The sequence below is a fragment of the Micromonospora sp. LZ34 genome, from assembly GCF_052981855.1.
Window position 1 is genome coordinate 1 of the sequence record NZ_JBRIQN010000077.1, and the last position, 16240, is coordinate 16240.

General features: G+C 67.3%; 14 protein-coding genes and 1 pseudogene. 11 read left to right on the top strand and 4 right to left on the bottom strand.

Annotation, left to right across the window (positions count from 1 at the left end; translation table 11 throughout):
- The 3 genes and pseudogenes from ACVCAH_RS35325 to ACVCAH_RS35335 form a co-directional block, all read right to left on the bottom strand.
- Positions 1–295 (bottom strand): annotated as a pseudogene (locus ACVCAH_RS35325) (hypothetical protein); the annotation flags it as partial.
- Complete coding sequence (locus ACVCAH_RS35330) at positions 292–1254, bottom strand: FAD binding domain-containing protein (RefSeq protein WP_447140561.1); 963 nt, start codon at positions 1252–1254, stop codon at positions 292–294. The pseudogene ACVCAH_RS35325 and the gene ACVCAH_RS35330, both read right to left, overlap by 4 nt.
- Positions 1255–1273: 19 nt before the next feature.
- Positions 1274–1804 carry a (2Fe-2S)-binding protein gene (locus tag ACVCAH_RS35335; RefSeq protein WP_447140574.1) on the bottom strand — a complete coding sequence of 177 codons (531 nt, stop codon included), beginning with the start codon at positions 1802–1804 and terminating at the stop codon, positions 1274–1276.
- Positions 1805–2329: 525 nt separating this feature from the next.
- Between ACVCAH_RS35335 and ACVCAH_RS35340 the strand changes: the two genes are divergently transcribed.
- The 11 genes from ACVCAH_RS35340 (at position 2330) to ACVCAH_RS35390 (ending at position 14963) form a co-directional block, all read left to right on the top strand.
- Positions 2330–4486 carry a hydantoinase/oxoprolinase family protein gene (locus ACVCAH_RS35340; protein WP_447140562.1) on the top strand — a complete coding sequence of 719 codons (2157 nt, stop codon included), beginning with the start codon at positions 2330–2332 and terminating at the stop codon, positions 4484–4486.
- Between the two features lie 4 nt (positions 4487–4490).
- Complete coding sequence (locus ACVCAH_RS35345) at positions 4491–6737, top strand: hydantoinase B/oxoprolinase family protein (RefSeq protein WP_447140563.1); 2247 nt, start codon at positions 4491–4493, stop codon at positions 6735–6737.
- Positions 6738–6748: 11 nt separating this feature from the next.
- Positions 6749–8080 carry a Rieske 2Fe-2S domain-containing protein gene (locus ACVCAH_RS35350; protein ID WP_447140564.1) on the top strand — a complete coding sequence of 444 codons (1332 nt, stop codon included), beginning with the start codon at positions 6749–6751 and terminating at the stop codon, positions 8078–8080.
- Between the two features lie 2 nt (positions 8081–8082).
- Entirely contained in the window at positions 8083–8430 is a 348-nt protein-coding gene (locus ACVCAH_RS35355) for a DoxX family membrane protein (RefSeq protein WP_447140565.1), read from the top strand.
- Complete coding sequence (locus ACVCAH_RS35360; protein ID WP_447140566.1) at positions 8423–9415, top strand: DODA-type extradiol aromatic ring-opening family dioxygenase; 993 nt, start codon at positions 8423–8425, stop codon at positions 9413–9415. The genes ACVCAH_RS35355 and ACVCAH_RS35360 overlap by 8 nt, the downstream gene beginning before the upstream one ends.
- On the top strand, positions 9412–10362 hold the full coding sequence (locus tag ACVCAH_RS35365) for an alpha/beta fold hydrolase (protein WP_447140567.1): 951 nt from the start codon (positions 9412–9414) through the stop codon (positions 10360–10362). Before ACVCAH_RS35360 ends, ACVCAH_RS35365 begins: the two co-directional genes overlap by 4 nt.
- Before the next feature lie 10 nt (positions 10363–10372).
- Entirely contained in the window at positions 10373–11218 is an 846-nt protein-coding gene (locus tag ACVCAH_RS35370; protein ID WP_447140568.1) for an IclR family transcriptional regulator, read from the top strand.
- A 367-nt stretch (positions 11219–11585) separates the two neighbouring features.
- Positions 11586–12293 carry a class II aldolase/adducin family protein gene (locus ACVCAH_RS35375; protein ID WP_447140569.1) on the top strand — a complete coding sequence of 236 codons (708 nt, stop codon included), beginning with the start codon at positions 11586–11588 and terminating at the stop codon, positions 12291–12293.
- Positions 12294–12302: 9 nt separating this feature from the next.
- Positions 12303–13397, top strand: a complete 1095-nt coding sequence (locus ACVCAH_RS35380; protein ID WP_447140570.1) for a cupin domain-containing protein — start codon at positions 12303–12305, stop codon at positions 13395–13397.
- Positions 13398–13480: 83 nt separating this feature from the next.
- The gene (locus tag ACVCAH_RS35385; protein WP_447140571.1) at positions 13481–14215 is read left to right on the top strand and encodes a fumarylacetoacetate hydrolase family protein; all 735 of its coding nucleotides are present in this window, start codon (positions 13481–13483) and stop codon (positions 14213–14215) included.
- Positions 14216–14219: 4 nt separating this feature from the next.
- Entirely contained in the window at positions 14220–14963 is a 744-nt protein-coding gene (locus tag ACVCAH_RS35390) for a maleylpyruvate isomerase N-terminal domain-containing protein (RefSeq protein WP_447140572.1), read from the top strand.
- A 209-nt stretch (positions 14964–15172) separates the two neighbouring features.
- On the opposite strand, the gene ACVCAH_RS35395 is transcribed toward ACVCAH_RS35390, so the two are convergent.
- Positions 15173–16240, bottom strand: a 1068-nt coding sequence (locus ACVCAH_RS35395) for a low temperature requirement protein A (protein ID WP_447140573.1), incomplete at its 5' end; no start/stop codon positions are given.

The following is a 16240-nucleotide window of genomic DNA, read 5'->3' on the forward strand; positions in this document are numbered from 1 at the left end:
ATCGACAGGCGGCTGCGTCCACTTCGCACGCCCCCACCGCATCCCGCGAGGTCAGACCGCCAATGGCGGCTGCCGTACTAGGCAGGTTGAGATGGCTCAGCACGGCGAGCACGCCGTCGGCCCGCTCAGCCTCGCTGGCGTCGATCCGTGTGATCCGGCCGCTTGGCACCCAGGCGCCGACCAGGACCGCGTGCGCCAGTCCCGGCATCGCGATCTCTGCGGAGTACCGAGCCTCGCCGCGTACCTTGGCGCGTCCGTCGACCCGGTCCATGGCGGCGCCGATCGCCGCACTCATGCCGAACCTCCAACGTTCGTAATCGTTTGCAATGCGCGGACGATGGTGCGGCGGGCGAGCTCGATCTTGAACTTGTTCATTCCGTGGGAGATTGCCGGCCGCATCTCTTCCTGGGCAGCAGCGGTGAAGGTTTCGACCGTCGCCGGCGCGCCAGCCAGGATCTGCTCAGCCCGGCGGGCCCGCCACGGCTTGGTGGCGACGCCGCCGAGGGCCAGCCGAACCTCGGTGACCGTCCCGGCGTCAACCGAGGCCGCGACGGCCACCGACGCCAGGGCGAACTCGTACGACTCCCGGTCCCGCACCTTCAGGTACAACGACCGGCTGGCCACTGGGACGGGTGGCACCTCGATCGCCACGATCAACTCGCCGTGCCCGATCGGGTGCTCCCGCTCGGGGGTGTCTCCAGGGAGCAGGAAGAAGTCGTCGATGGGGATATCGCGACGCCCCTGAAGGGTCTCGGTCTGTACCACGGCGTCGAGCGCGACCAGTGCGACGGCCGCGTCCGAGGGGTGCGTAGCGATGCAGTAATCACTGGTGCCGAGGACGGCGTGACCACGGTTGACACCACGCATCGCGCTGCACCCGCTGCCAGGCAGCCGCTTGTTGCAAGCCGTCGAGATGTCGCGGAAGTAGCTGCAACGGGTCCGTTGCATCAGGTTGCCGGCCATCGAGGCCATGTTCCGCAGCTGCGGCGACGCGCCGAGGAGCAACGCCTGGGACAGCATGGGGAACAGACGCATGACCGGTGGCGCTTCCGCGACATCACTCATCCGGGCGAGGGCACCGATGCGAAGGGCACCCCCCGGCAACTCCACGATCTCCGTCAGCGGCAGATCGTTGATGTCCACCAGCCGCGCCGGCTGCTCTACATAGATCCGCAACAGGTCGACCTGGTTCGTCCCTCCGGCCAGGAACTTGCTGTCCGGGTCCGTGGTGACCGCGCCGACCGCGGTGGCCACATCGGCGACCCGCGAGTAGCTAACGGGCCGCATCCGAACTTCCTGCCTGCAGCGCATTCCTCACTTGCCGCACCGCGGCCCGTATGTGTGGATACGCCGCGCAGCGACACAGGTTCCCACTCATCCACTCGGCGATCTGCGCGTCATCGCCCCCATGACCCTCGCGCAGCAACGCCACCGCCGACATGATCTGCCCCGGGGTGCAGTACCCACACTGAAAGGCGTCACGTTCAACGAACGCCGCCTGCATAGGATGCACGGTCCCGTTAACCGCGAGCGCCTCGATCGTCGTGACGTCCCGGCCCTCGCAGCTGATCGCCAGCGTCAGGCACGACAGCACCCGCCGCCCGTCAACCCAGACCGTGCAGGCGCCACAGGAGCCCTGATTGCAACCCTTCTTCGTGCCGGTCAACCCGAGCCGGTCCCGAAGGGCGTCCAGCAAACTCACCCGTGGCTCGATCACGACGGCGCGCGGAATGCCATTCACGGACAGCCTGACCGTCACGTCGCCCGGGCCACGCACCACCGCGGCGTCGACCGTCGCGGCCATGCTGGCCGTATCGACATACGACTCCACCACCCACCTCCCGCCACAATTCAGGCCAAAGGTAACGACAGCGCCCTCGGCGTGGGCCAGAAGTCCGCAGTTCGCCACGATCGGGCTAACGATCAGCCTGGCGATGCGTTTGCGGCCGTGCAGGTGGCCGGACGCGGCGAGTTCGGCGTGCACCCGCGGCGGCCCGTAGGCGCCCGTAGGTGCCCCGCGATGCCTCATGCATGGCGAAATGCGTTTGGTCAACACGGCGTCGGTGCGGGCTCGGGCAGAGGGGGTTGCCGAGGGCGGGCTGGTAGTAGGTGGACCTGGAGACCTTCGGCAGTTCGCACTTGATGGTTCCACTCAGCGGAACTTCTTAAGCAGGTGCTGCACTGCGATGTCCCAGATGGTTCCGTGCGACGGAACTTTGATTGGGTTGGAACCCGGCCCGCGCCCATAGTGTTTCGTACCCGTTAACCGCTGACCGACGCAATGGATAGAGAGCCTGGCGGGCAGCGGAACCAGCGACGGTGCGAGCCCGTGGCTCGAGACGACTGTTCGTGGAGAGAAGGTATGCAATTTCGCGCGGGAACCGACGTCGGCGGGACGTTCACCGACGTCGTGCTTATTGGGTCGGACGGGTCGCTCGAGGTGCAGAAGGCGCCGACGACGCCGGACGATCGCACGACGGGCGTGGTCGACGCGTTGCGGGTCGCCGCAGCCGAGGCCGGGGTCGATGTCACGACGTTCATGGCCGGCATCAGCTATTTCGCGCACGGCACGACCGCCGCGACCAATGCCTTTCTCGAGCGCCGCGGAGCGCGAACGGCGCTGCTGACCACTCGCGGATTCGCCGACATACTGCGGCTGCAGCGGTCCATGGCGAGCTGGACGGGCTTGTCCATGAGCGAGGCGTCGCACTACTCACGCCGGTCTTTGCCCGAGCCGATCGTCGATGTCGACCACGTGGGCGAGATCGACGAGCGCGTCGACTACACGGGTTCGGTCGTCGTCCCTCTTGACGAGGAGGCCGCCCGGGCCACCATCCGCCGGCTATACAAGGGTGGCGTCGCGGCCTTTGCGGTGAGCCTGCTCTGGTCGTTCCGCAACGACGCCCATGAGCGGCGGTTAGGTGAGCTCATCGCGGAGGAGGCGCCCGGCGCCTACGTCACGCTGTCGTCGGACCTGATACCGATCCTCGGCGAGTACGAGCGCACCTCGACCACCGCGATCAACGCCTACCTCGGCCCAGTCATCAATGACTACGTCTCGCGCCTTGATCAAGTGATCCAGGGCAACGGCCTGCGGCAGAGCGTCTCGATCATGGACTCGGCCGGCGGTGTCCTCACAGCTGCCGAGGCGGCTGATCGCTCCGCTGGCCTGCTGACTTCCGGCCCGGCAGGTGGCGTTCTCGCCTCGGCGAAGCTGGCGAGGCGGATGGGCCTCGACAAGGTCGTGACCACGGACATGGGAGGCACCAGCTTCGACGTCGGCATGGTCCTCGACGGTGAGCCGGTGGTGGAGGCGAGCCGCTCCGTGGGCCGCTATCACGTCGCACTGACCAGCATCCGGGTGGACGCCATCGGCTCCGGCGGTGGCTCGATCGCCGCGGTGCACGACGCCCACCTGTCCGTCGGTCCGGAGAGCGCTGGTGCCCAACCCGGGCCGGCCTGCTACGCCCGCGGCGGCACCCGGCCGACGGTCACTGATGCCGATGTGGTGCTCGGCATCGTCGACCCGAACTACTTCCTGGGCGGCCGGATGAAGCTACGGGTCGATCTCGCGGAGCGGGCTATCGCCGAGCACGTCGCTGGACCGCTCGGGCTGAGTGTGGTGGAGGCGGCGGCCGGCATCCGTGAGGTCGCCGACAATCAGATGGCTGACGTGCTGCGCAGCATCACGCTGCGTTCCGGGCTGGACCCGCGGGAGTTCACGCTCTTCGCATTCGGCGGTGCTGGGCCCAGCCACGCCTACCGGTTCGCGGCCGCGGCCGGTATCGGCCACGTCGTGGTGCCCAGCACCGCGACCGCCCACTCGGCGCTTGGCTGCGCGCTGGCGGACCGTCGGCGGACGTTCTCGGTCGCATTCGGCCGGCACACCCCGGCCAACTTCATCCGCCTCGCCGACCACGTCGACCCGGTCGAGCTGGAGGAGAGCTACCAGCAGTTGCAGCGGCGAATGCTCGATGCGCTCGGCGACGAGGACGCCGAGCTGACCCGGTACGTGGGCATGCGGTTCCGCCTCCAGGTGCACGAACTCTACGTGCCGGTCGACCTGCGGGAGATCACCGCCGCCGACCTCGACGCGCTCGTCGAGCGCTTCCAGCGGCAGTACCAGGACGTGTACGGCGAGGGCACCGCGCTGAAGGAATCCGGCGTGGAACTCACCACGCTGCGGGTGGATGGCGTGGTCCGTACCTCGCCAGTGCAGTGGCGGCGCCCGAAGTGGGAGACGCGCGATCAGCTGGCTAGCCGCGAGGTGTTCTTCTTCGAAGCCGGGGCCGCCATCAAGACTCCGATCTACCTCGCCGGGCAGGTGCCGCTCAGCGAGCGGATCGAGGGCCCGGCGATCATCGAGTACCCCGGCACGACCGCCGTCGTCGGCCCGGGTCAAACGTTCGAGATGCATGAGTCCGGTGACCTGTCGATCACCATCCCGAGCGCGGCGGACTCGCTCCCCACCCAGGATCGGATGTAGTGCCATGACCACAACCAGCGCCGAACTGAAGACCCGAGTGGACGTCGACCCGATTACCTTTGAAGTGGTCCGCCACCGGCTGGAGTCGATCAACACCGAACAGGCGGTCGCCCTCAAGGCCGTCTCCGGCTCGCCGATCGTGAGTGAGGCCGACGACTACAACGTCGGGCTCTACCGCGCCGACGGCCAGCTGGTGGCGATGGGACGAACGGTGATCTACCACGCGTCGTCGATGTCGGAGATGGTCAAGCACGTCCTCGCTGACTGCTCGGTCGATCCAGGCATCAACGAGGGTGACAGCTTCGTGCTGAACAGCCCGCACAAGGGTGCGCTGCACGCCCCCGACGTGGGGATCCTGCAGCCGATCTTCCATAACGGCGAGCTCATCGCGTGGGCCGGCGCCTGCAGCCACCAGCTCGACATCGGCGGCATGGAACACGGCGGGTTCATGCCGCAAGCCCGCGACATCTACCAGGAAGGCCTGCAGATCCCGCCGGTCAAGCTGGTAGACGGTGGCCGCGTCCGCACCGATGTCTGGGCGATGATCACTGGGATGAGCCGGCTGCCAGCCGCGTTGAACTTGAACCTGCGGGGACTGCTCGCGGCGAATCGGGTCGGGGCCACCGAACTCGGCAAGCTGATCGCCCGCTACGGCGTGAACACCGTTCTCTCGGTGATGGACGAGCTGCTCGACCTGTCCGAGCGCCGCATCCGGGCCAGGCTGCGCGAGCTGCCGGACGGCGCGTTCCGGGCCCGCTCTTACCTCGACCACGACGGGCACAACAACACGCTGCACCGGGTGAACCTGGAGGTCACCAAGACCGGCGACAGCCTGCGCTTCGACTTCACCGGCACCGACCCGGAAGCCGGCGGCTTCGTCAACTGCACCCGCACGGGCCTGCTGGCAGGCGTGTATGCCGGCGCCCTGCCGCTTCTGGCCTACGACATTCCCTGGAACTCCGGCGCGCTTCGGCCAATCGAAATCGTCTGTCCGGACCGCACGCTACTGACCTGCCTGCCCCCAGCCGCCTGCAGTCAGGGTCCGTTGGGCGGCACGTGGATGGCCGAGATCACCACCACCGAGGCGATCTCGAAGATGCTGGCCACCCACCCGGACTACATCGCCGAAGCACAGGCCGCGCCAGCCGGCGGTACCGACTTGTTCTGCCCCTCGGGCATCGACCAATACGGCGACTACTCGGGCTGGATTGCCTTGGACGCGATGCAGACCGGCGGCGGCGCCTACGGCCACCGCGACGGTCTCAGCCCGCAGGGGCATCGCTGCATCAGCAATTGCCAAGTGCCCAACGTTGAAGCGCAAGAGATGATCATGCCGTTGCTGTGGCTGTATCGGAGGCTGATCCCCGACTCCGGAGGGCCTGGGCGGCGGCAGGGTGGGCAGAGCGCGTCGGCTGCGATGACCCTGCACCACGCGCACTGGCTGCGGGCAGCAGTCGGTGGCCACGGCTTCGAGTCCCCGACCGCCGCCGGGATATTCGGCGGCTACCCGGCCCGGTGCAACGCCCGCGTCGTGGTGCGGGACAGCGACTTCTGGCAGCACGTCGAACGCGGCCGTGTCCCGCTCGAGATGAGCGAACTGTCCGGCACCGTCGAGCTGACCGCGGCGAAGACGCCGAACTTCATGCTGCAGGCCGGGGACGTCTTCTTCTGGTACCCGCAGGCCGGCGGCGGCTGGGGCGATCCCTTGGAGCGCAACCCGCAGGACGTCGTCGACGACGTCGCCAAGTCGGTGATCTCCATGCAGACCGCGCAGCAGATCTACGGCGTCGTGCTCGCCGGCCGGGCGCTGGACGAGTCGGCGACGGAGGCGCGGCGCACCGAGATCCGCGCAGCCCGCAAGGCGTGGCCCGCGGCGAGGGCATTGCCTGGCGACGCTGTCGAGGCGACCGTCAGGCCGACCCTGGCGCTGCTCGGCGACACGCTGCGGCTCACCGGCGAAATCGCCGCCGCATTCGTGACTTGCGCCTGCGACCGTGTGCTCGCGCCTAGCGACGAGAACTGGAAGGACTACGCCGGTGTCGCGGCCGTCGAGCAGGATGCGCTGGGGGCGGCCATCCGGCTACATCACGACCTGCAGGCCCGCATGTACGCCTGCCCAGGCTGCGGCCGCCTGCTGGAGGTCGAGGTGAGCCGCCGCGGCGACGAACCGCTGTACGGCACGCAACTAGAACTCGGCACGGTCGGCGTGCTGGCCGAGGTGCTCCCGTCCCATACCAACAGCGGAAGCTAGGGAGGCATCACATGTTCACCGACGAGGTCATGGAACTGCTTATCCGTACCGGCCCGAACGACCCCTGCGGAGAGTTGATGCGGCGGTACTGGCAGCCGGTCGCGTTGTCCGAGGAGGTGGTGCCCGGCGCGGCACCAGTCCCGCTGACGATTCTCGGCGAGGACTACGTCCTGTTCCGCGACGCAACTGGGCAGGTCGGGTTGATGGGCCGGTACTGCGCACACCGCGGCGCCGACCTCAGCTACGGCGTTTGCGAGCCGGACGGCCTGCGCTGCCTGTACCACGGCTGGAAGTACGACGTGACCGGTCAGTGCACGGAGCAGCCGGCCGAGCCCGCTGGGAAGGGCTTCGCGGAGCGGATCAAGCTGACGGCGCCGCCTGTCGTCGAAAGGGCTGGAATCATCTTCGCCTTCCTCGGCGACGGTGAACCGCCGCTGTTTCCCGACTACGAATTCCTCCGCCACGATGCGGAGCACACCTACGTCACCAAGGTCTTCCACGACTGCAACTACCTGCAGGCCAACGAGGGCAACCTCGACCAGTCGCACCTGGGCTTCCTGCACGTGTTCTACCCAGAGGAGGCGAACAGCCACGCCGAGCTGGAGCGAAGCGCACCCGGCGGCTCGAGTAATCCGAACGAGCTCGTCGCTGAGGATAAGGCGCCAACGATCGATCTCGACTACACCGAATACGGATTCACCGAATATACGACGCGGAATGCCCCGGAGGGCAAATACCTCAAGGTTCAGTCGTTCCTGCTGCCCAACGCCGCCATCTTCCCCGGCGCGGTGCAGGGCATCGGCGGGCACCAGGTGCACTGGCACGTCCCAATCGACGACGAGACGCACTGGAAATTCGTACTGGTCTTCCGCCGCACCGGACCCTTGAACAAGGCCGGACTCGCCAAGGCACTGCTCGGGGTCGACGAGATGCTGCCGAGTTACCGCATGAAGCGCACCCGGGCCAACCACCACCTGCAGAACCGTCCGCAGATGGCCTCGATGATCCCGACCAACGGCCTCGGCCTCGGCTTCGAAATCCACGACGCGGTGATTTGCGAATCGGCCGGCGCCATTCAGGACAGGCGGACCGAGAACCTCGGCTACAGCGACCGCTCGGTCATCGCCCTGCGCCGATCTATGCTGAACGCGATCAAAAAGATTCAGAGCGGCGAGGATGCCCCCGGCGTGGTGCGCCGCGCGGAGGACAGCGGTTTCTCGGACCTCAATGTCGTCGCCGAGATCGTCGCCGCGGACGAGGACCCACGGGCCTACGTGGCTGCGATCGCCGAACGGCGGCGTGCTGAGGAGAGCATCCGCGACGAGATCGTGGCCGAGGGCTAACCATGGGCTACGTGATCGCGAGGGTGCTCATCGCCCTGCTGTTCGTCGTAAGTGGCGCCGCTACCGCAATGGATCCGGAGCCGCGTCGCCGCAAGGCCGAGTGGTTCGGGCACCCGCCGCTGATCGCGGTGCGCGCGAACGGCATCGGCATGGTCGTCCTCGCCATGATCTTCGTTACCGGATACCACGCCCGATGGACGGCGATCGGCCTGATGGTGCTGCTTGGCTTGACCACGATCGGTGGGCACGCCTTCTGGCGCGAATCAGGCCCCGACCGCAGCCGCGAGGTCACCCAGTTCCTCAAGAACACCGCGGTGCTCGGCGGCTTACTGGCCTTCGCCCTTGGCTGACGAGAACCGCGACCAGCCCGAAAATACGAAAGTGAGCACGATGCCCAATCTTCGACACGCCATGGTGTCCTCGCACGCATACGCATTTCTGTCGCCAGAACAGTGGGATCGGCGCCGTGAGGTGACCCGGAGCAATTACGAAAAGCTCAACGGCGTCCCGGCCCCGGCGGAGCGCCCCGAAGCTCTGGCCGAGACGCTCGAAGCCAACCAGGAACGGCATGAAGCGATCAGCCGCGCCTTTGAGATGCTGCGCGAAACGGTGCGCACCGATCGCCCGGACGTCATCGTCCTCGTCGGCGACGACCAGGACGAGAACTTCACCGATCCACTGCGGCCGCAGTTCGCCATCTACACCGGCGCGCAGTTCGCGGTGCGCAGTGGCGACCGCGAGGTGACCTACCGCTCGGACGTGCAGCTGGCTCGCAGCATCCTGCAGCGCTGCGTCGACGCCGACATCGACATGGCCTGGGTTGAGGCGTTCGCCGATGGCCGGCTGCGCGATCACGCGCACTGCGAGCCGCTCGAGTTCCTCGACCCAGATGGCGAGATCCCTGTCGTGTTGGTCTTCCTGAATTCGATCCACCACCCCGGGCCGCACCCCAGCCGCTGTTATCGGGTAGGCGAGGTGCTGCGTCAGGCGATCGAGAACTACGCCCCCAACCGCAACGTGGTGCTGTACTCCTCCGGCGGCTTCTCCCATTTCACCGCCGGCTACCCGTGGAAGCACTACGAGGGACCGCACACCCTCGGCTCGATCAGCATCGAGTTCGACGAGCAGGTCGTTGCCGATCTTCGGCAGGGCAACGGCTCGCGGCTCGCGGAGCTCACTTCCGCCGACCTGCTCGCCAACGGGCAGGTCGAGTTGCGGCAGACGATCGTGCTGGCCGGGGCAGTTGGCGACGGCGTGCGACCGGACTTCCTTGAATATCAGCCGTTCTTCCGCGCCGTGCTTGGCATGGCCGTCGGTCGGTGGACGCTGTCATGAGCACACGACCATCGCAGAAAAGCGAAGAGCGGAGTGTGCGAGCCGACGAGCACTCGCGCGAAGTGGCAAACATTGTGAGCGCACCGTGGGCGTCCCGCTATGTGCGACTGCCGGACGGGCGCCGTACCCATTACCTGGAAGCTGGTGACGGCGCCCCCCTGGTGCTGGTGCACGGCGGCGGTCCTGGCGCCGCGGCCGAATATTCATGGCCAGCTACGATGCCCGCGCTCGCGGCTTCGCACCGGGTCCTCGCACTCGATCTATACGGCTATGGCTGGTCAGACCGGCCGCCCGGGGCCGACTACTCTCACGAGGCACACGCCCGGCAGCTGGCTGCGTTCGTCGACACGTTGTGCGATGAACCTGTCGGCCTCGTTGGAAACTCGGCTGGCGCTTACGTCGCGACCAAGTTCGCCCTGGACAACCCCGATCGGATCACCGGGCTATTCACCGTCTCTTCCGGCACGGTAGCCTACGCGATGGGTCTGCCCAACCCTGACCACCTCTCGGCCCGTCAGGCACTCAGGGCGTTCGACGGCACCGAAGCGCCGCTACGAGCGTTCCTCCAGGGTCTGCTGCACACGCCGCCGAGCGATGAGCTGGTCAAGAAGCGCATCGCGATCGCCGCGCAGCCCGACGCGATGGCCGCGTGGCGCGCGATGGCTGAGTATCAGCGGCGGCTGGCCGGCGACCCGAACCTCTGGCAGCGCTTCAGCCTGCGCGGCCGGCTGGACGCGGCGACCTTCCCGCAATACCTCCTCTGGGGCGCGGACGACAAGTTCGCCCCGATTTCGCAAGGACGCGAACTGGCGGCACTGCTCCCGAACGCGGTCTTCGAGGAGCTACCGGATACTGGGCACCAGTGCCAGAACGACCGGCCCGAAGCGGTCAACGAACGCATCCTGGCCTTTTTCGCATCGCTGGCCGACAATGACGCGGCCGAGTAGCGTGATGCGGGTGGCCGCGCCTCTTCCCGACGGCCGCGGCGCGGCGCATCAGACCGAGGGCGAGGAACTGACCGGCCGCGACGCGGAAACTTCAGACTCGTTCCTCGACCGGCTGTTCCTTCTGCTGGATGCGTTCGACGAGCAGCACGCCAGCCTCTCCCTCGGCGAGCTGGTCGTCCGCACCGGAATGCCCAAGACCACCGTATACCGGCTCGGGCAGGCCCTGGTACGCCGTCGCGTGCTCGAGCACGTCGACCGCCGGTACCAGCTGGGGCCGAAGCTGTTCGAGCTTGGCGAATTGGTTCCGCGGGTCCGCGTCATCCGTCGGCAAATCAAGCCGTTCCTGCGCGTCCTCCGCGAGGAGACACAGGGCACCGTCGGACTCGGCATGCTCGACGGTGACGAGGTGCTGTATCTACTCGAAGCCACCACCAACCCGCTCGCCGACAACCCGCTGCGCGACGGGCAGCGGATCCCGGCGCACTGCACGGCAATTGGGAAAGCGATTCTCGCGTTCTCCGACCCTGCGCTGGTCGATCGCATCCTGGCCACCGGCCTGCCGCGCTACACCACCCGGACGGTCGTTGACCCGGCCCGGCTGCGCATCGAGCTCAGCCGCGTTCGCTCGCAGGGCTACGCCGCTGAAGCAGAGGAGTATCGGGTCAATCACTTCGGCATCGCCGCTCCGGTGCTCGGCCCGCTCGGACACGTGATTGCTGCGATGTCGGTGGAGCGGGAGGACGCGCCGCAAGACTTCACTCGGCATGTCCGTGAGCTTCGCGCGGTCGCCCGGCGAGCGTCGCTGAGCATCGACTGGACGCGGCGAGCACTGCCGGATCTTCGCCGGCTCAGCTGATCACCCGGGACGCGTTCGTTCTCAATGTGGCGAAGACCGGCCACGACGGCAGTCGAGCCGCCGTCGCAGGTCCCCTCGCACACCGCGGCATCCCCCGGGCTCGCTGAAGGTCACAGTCCCAGCCAACTCCCGATCGGCAGGAAGGCACCGCTCGCCGATCACCAGGCTGCAACCCAGGCGAGGTGCTGGCAACGAAAGGTGCCGCCGGCCGGAACTGTTTCATGCGTGACGAGCGCGTATTTCGTCGTTGGTACCGCCCATCGGTACCAGCAATAGACCGCGGCATGTCCCTAGGGAATGGTCTTGCAATCGGCAGGTCGGTCCGACGTTCGATGCCGGGGAGCAACGTCAAATCGGGAGCTACATCATGATCGCAGGCCGGGTATGGCGCGAGACCGTTTCGCTGGCCTCCCGCATCCTCGCCGCAGCCGGACACGGCGACCTGGTCTGGGGTCACGCGTCCTGCCGTGACGCCCTCGGGCGCGGCGCGTGGCTCAAGTCGGCGGAGTGGGGCATGGAGGAGGTCACGCCAGACCGTGTGCATCTGGTGTCACCCTCCGGCGAGGTCGTCTGCGGCGAGGGAGTGCGGCACAGCGAGTACCCGATTCACACGGAGATCTACGCCGCTCGACCCGATGTCGGCGGCGTTGTCCACACGCACAGTCCGTACGCCTTGGCCTTAGCGGCAAGCGGGCGCAAACTCCTGCCAGTGAGCCACGCCGCAACCTTCTTTGCGCCAGCCGGTGTCCCTCACTTTTCTCAGACCACTGACCTGATCCTTACGCCGCAGCGTGGCCGGCAGGTGGCCGCGGCGCTAGGCGACGCATCGGCGATCTTTCTGGTCAACCACGGCCTCGTTACGGTCGGGCCGAGCCTGCACGAGGCAACGGTAGCCGCCATCGTCCTCGAGCAGGCATGCCGGCAACAGCTGCTGACGTCTGCGCTCTCGGACGCCCCGATCTGGAGTGACCCGAGCGAGGCGCTCATGAAACGGGAGCACATCTACCACGACCGAGCAATTTCGGCCGTGTGGAACTACCTCGTGCGCAAACTCCCAGAGACAGCCCAGCAATAGGAGATCGATGTGACATCTCAGAACGGGCGTTTGGGCGAGGATATCGGCCAGGCGGTGACCGGACTCGACCAGCTGTATCGCGACGTCGCCGCCGAACACCTCATTCCCCTGTGGACGCAGGTCGCCGAGCTGATGCCCACCCAGCCGACGTCGCCGGCCCAGCCGCAGGTATGGCGTTGGCGTCGGCTGCGTGCGATCGCCGAGCGCGCGGGCGAGCTGGTTCCAGTCGGTCGTGGCGGCGAGCGCCGCGCCTTGGCCCTGGCTAACGCCGGCCTCGGCGGCAGGCACTATTCGACACCCACGCTGTGGGCCGCGATCCAGTACCTCGCTCCCGGCGAATCTGCCCCTGAACACCGGCACACCCAAAACGCGTTCCGGTTCGTCGTCGAGGGCGCCGGGGTCTGGACGGTCGTGGATGGCGACCCGGTCGCCATGCGACGCGGCGACCTCCTATTAACTCCAGGCTGGTGCTTCCACGGGCATCAGAACATCGCGACGGAGCCGATGGCCTGGCTCGACGGTCTGGACATCCCACTGGCCAGTGCGCTGGACACGTCCTTCTTCGAATTCGGTCCCGAGCAGGTGCGGGATTCGTCGACGCCCACACGGTCCCGGGCGGAGGAGCTGTGGGCATACCCCGGACTAGCACCGATCGCGCTGGCCGGGCAGCGCCGGAACTCGCCGCTCACCGCATACCGCTGGGAGCACACGGATGCGGCGCTCGCTGCCCAACTGCGACTCGCCGCCGACGGGTACCCGGGCGTCATGCACCCCGGGCACGCCGCGGTCCGCTACACCAATCCGACGACCGGCGGCGACGTGATGCCGACGATTCGCGCCGAGTTCCATCGACTGCAGCCCGAAGCTGCAATCCCACTTCGGCGCGAGGTCGGAACCAGCGTGTGGCAAGTGTTCTCCGGCACCGGCACCTGGATCGCCGACGGCGTCAGCCATGACGTTGAGCAAGGGGATCTGTTCGTCGTCCCGTCCTGGGTCGCGCACGAGCTGCACGCCAGCGGACCCCTGGACCTGTTCCGGTTCAGTGACACGCCGGTCATCGAAGCGCTAGGCCTGTACCGCTATGAGGAGGAATCCACCAAATGAGACTTGCCACTATCCGGACAGCGGAGGGCACCCGGGCCGTTCGAATCGAGGGCGACGACGCGGTCGATTGCGGAGCTGCCGACGTGGGTGCGCTGCTGGCGACGGCAGGCTGGCGGGAGCGAGCAACTGCCGGCACCGGCCAGCGATGGCCGATCGCGGATCTGGACTACGCGCCGGTCGTGCCACGCCCTGGCAAGCTGATCTGCGTTGGCCTGAACTACCGCACGCACATCACCGAAATGGGGCAACATCTGCCCGAGCACCCAACGTTGTTCAGCAAGTACCCAGAAGCGCTCCTCGGCGCCTACGACGTCCTCGACCTGCCACCGGAGTCGGATGCCGTGGACTGGGAGGCAGAGCTAGCCGTCGTCGTCGGAGAGCGGGTGCGGCGTGCCGACCTGGTCGCCGCGCAGGAGGCGATCGCCGGATACACCGTGCTCAACGACATCAGTATGCGGGACTGGCAGTTCCGCACCGTCGAGTGGCTACAGGGCAAAACGTTCGAGGCCAGCACGCCGTTCGGGCCGCACCTGGTCACCCCTGACGAGGTGGACCCGGACGCGGAGATCAGTTGCCGAATCGACGGCGAAGTCGTTCAGCGGTCCTCCATCGCCGACCTCGTTTTCGGGCCGGCTGAGCTGATTAGCTACATCTCGACCATCCTGACGCTGAACCCGGGTGACGTCATCGCCACCGGAACAACCGGGGGGGTCGGGCACGCGCGCGAGCCGCAGCGGTACCTGCTCGACGGCCAGACGCTGGTCACCCGCATCACGGGCGTCGGTGAGGCGGTGACACCGGTCAGGCGAAAGATCTAACCCAATGTCGAGTGACGCCACTCAGAACCTCGCCGAGAAGCAGCGGTTTCTGAACTGGATGATCGAGGGCGGCGAGTACTTCGACGCCGTCCTGTCCCGCATGAGCGACAACGAGCTGCGCGGGCCGAGCAGACTGCCGGGGTGGAGCAACCGCCAGCTGCTCGCACACGTCGGCTACAACGCGCGCGCCCTGCGAAACCTTGCACATTGGGCGGCCACCGGCGAGCCCACCCCGATGTATGCGAGTACATCGGCCCGGGACTCCCAAATCGAGTCCGGCGCGCAGCTCCTACTGCCCGACCTGCGGGAGTTCGTGGCGCGCGAACAACTGTGGTTGCTAGAAGCACTGCTTCTCCTTGACGATGACCACTGGTCGGCCAACGTAGGCACCGCGCAGGGGCGGCAGGTCCCAGCGCGACACATACCCTGGTTGCGCGCTCGCGAGGTCTGGGTCCACGCAGTGGATCTCGGTGGCCATGGCAGCTTTGACCACTTTCCGAATGCGCTGGTGGACGCACTGCTGAACGACGTAATCGAAAGCTGGCAACGGCGCAGTCTGCCGACGCCGGCCCTGCGGCCGGTGGACCGTCCATTGACCGCCCGCAACGAGCCTGGGCTGGTCATTCTCGGAACGGCAGCGAACCTTGCCGGATGGCTGACGGGACGCAGTCGTCCGGACAGCCATAACCCGCCTGGCGTGGCAACGTCCGACGGATCTTCCCTGCCCGAGTTGCCGGTATGGCTTTGACAGGCTGTGGGCCGCCCCAGGCAACTGCGGCTAACGTCAAAAACCCAGACCGCATCCTTGCCGGTCAGAGCCCCTCCTCTGTCGGGGGTCATACTCCTTGGCGTCGCAGGGGTTGGCCGTTACGGTTCCCGCCGTCACCGAGTGCGCAGTCTCGGGGTCCCGCTGGCTACGCCGTCGTCAGGCGCATCGTATCGACATGCACCGACTGATCATCGGTCGGTTGCCATCGGAGGGGAGGTGCGGCGGGCGAGGGTGGCACCAGTGGCGAGGGCGGCGACGGTGACGAGTCCGGCCGCTGGGATGGCCCAGTGTCCGGCGAGGGTGCACAGCAGTATGAGCACGGCCGTGACGGGCAGGGTCGACTGCTGGGCGAGTCCGCGCTTGTGGTACCGGGAGTGCAGCAGCCACGTTGTGAACAGGAACAGCGCTGCGGGGATGGTGACGGCGGCCGAGGCGGCGGTGGTGGAGAGGTGGGCCTGGCCGACGGCCTGTTCGGCCGCGACTTCCAGTCCGGCGCCGACTGCGGCGGCCGAGCCGAAGATGAGGTAATGGCCGTAGCCCCAGGCGAATGCAACGCGCTTGGTGGCGAGGATTTCGTGGATGGGGACTGCGAAGTAGATCCACCAGGCCGCGAGGACGAGCAGCAGCCCGCCGCTGGCCACCAGCAACAGGTCACGCAGTCCCTTGTGCTCGCCGAGTGCGGACTGTACGGCCACGGCAGCGGCCGCGATGGCTTCGCCGAGCACGATGATGGTGAATAGGCCGTATCGTTCGGCGATGTGGTGCGGGTTCCAGGCGGTTGCGCGGCTGCGTTCGGCGATCACCGGTACCGCTAACTCCGCGGCGGCCATGACGAGGTACCACCACCCCCGCAGGCTCTGCGGCAGCCACAGGAGGGCGAGCCAGCCGACCTGGCAGAGTCCCACTCCTGCCGCATACCGCTGTGCGGTGCGCCGGGCCGGTCCTGTCTCGTCGTTGGCGGCCCGCAGCCATTGCAGGATCAACGCGACACGCATGACCAGGTAGCCGGCGAACACCATCCGCCAGTCCTGGTGGTCGAAGGCCCGCTGTACACCGGCGGCCAGGATCAGTACCCCGGCCATCTGCACGAAGGTGAGCAGCCGGTACGGAGTATCGTCAGTGTCGTAGGCGGACGCGAACCAGGTGAAGTTCACCCACGCCCACCAGATGGCGAAGAACTGTTCCGCACCGGGTTTGATGGAGACATCGAAACCTGGGAGGAACACCAGCGATGCCGGCACCGAAGAAGTACAACG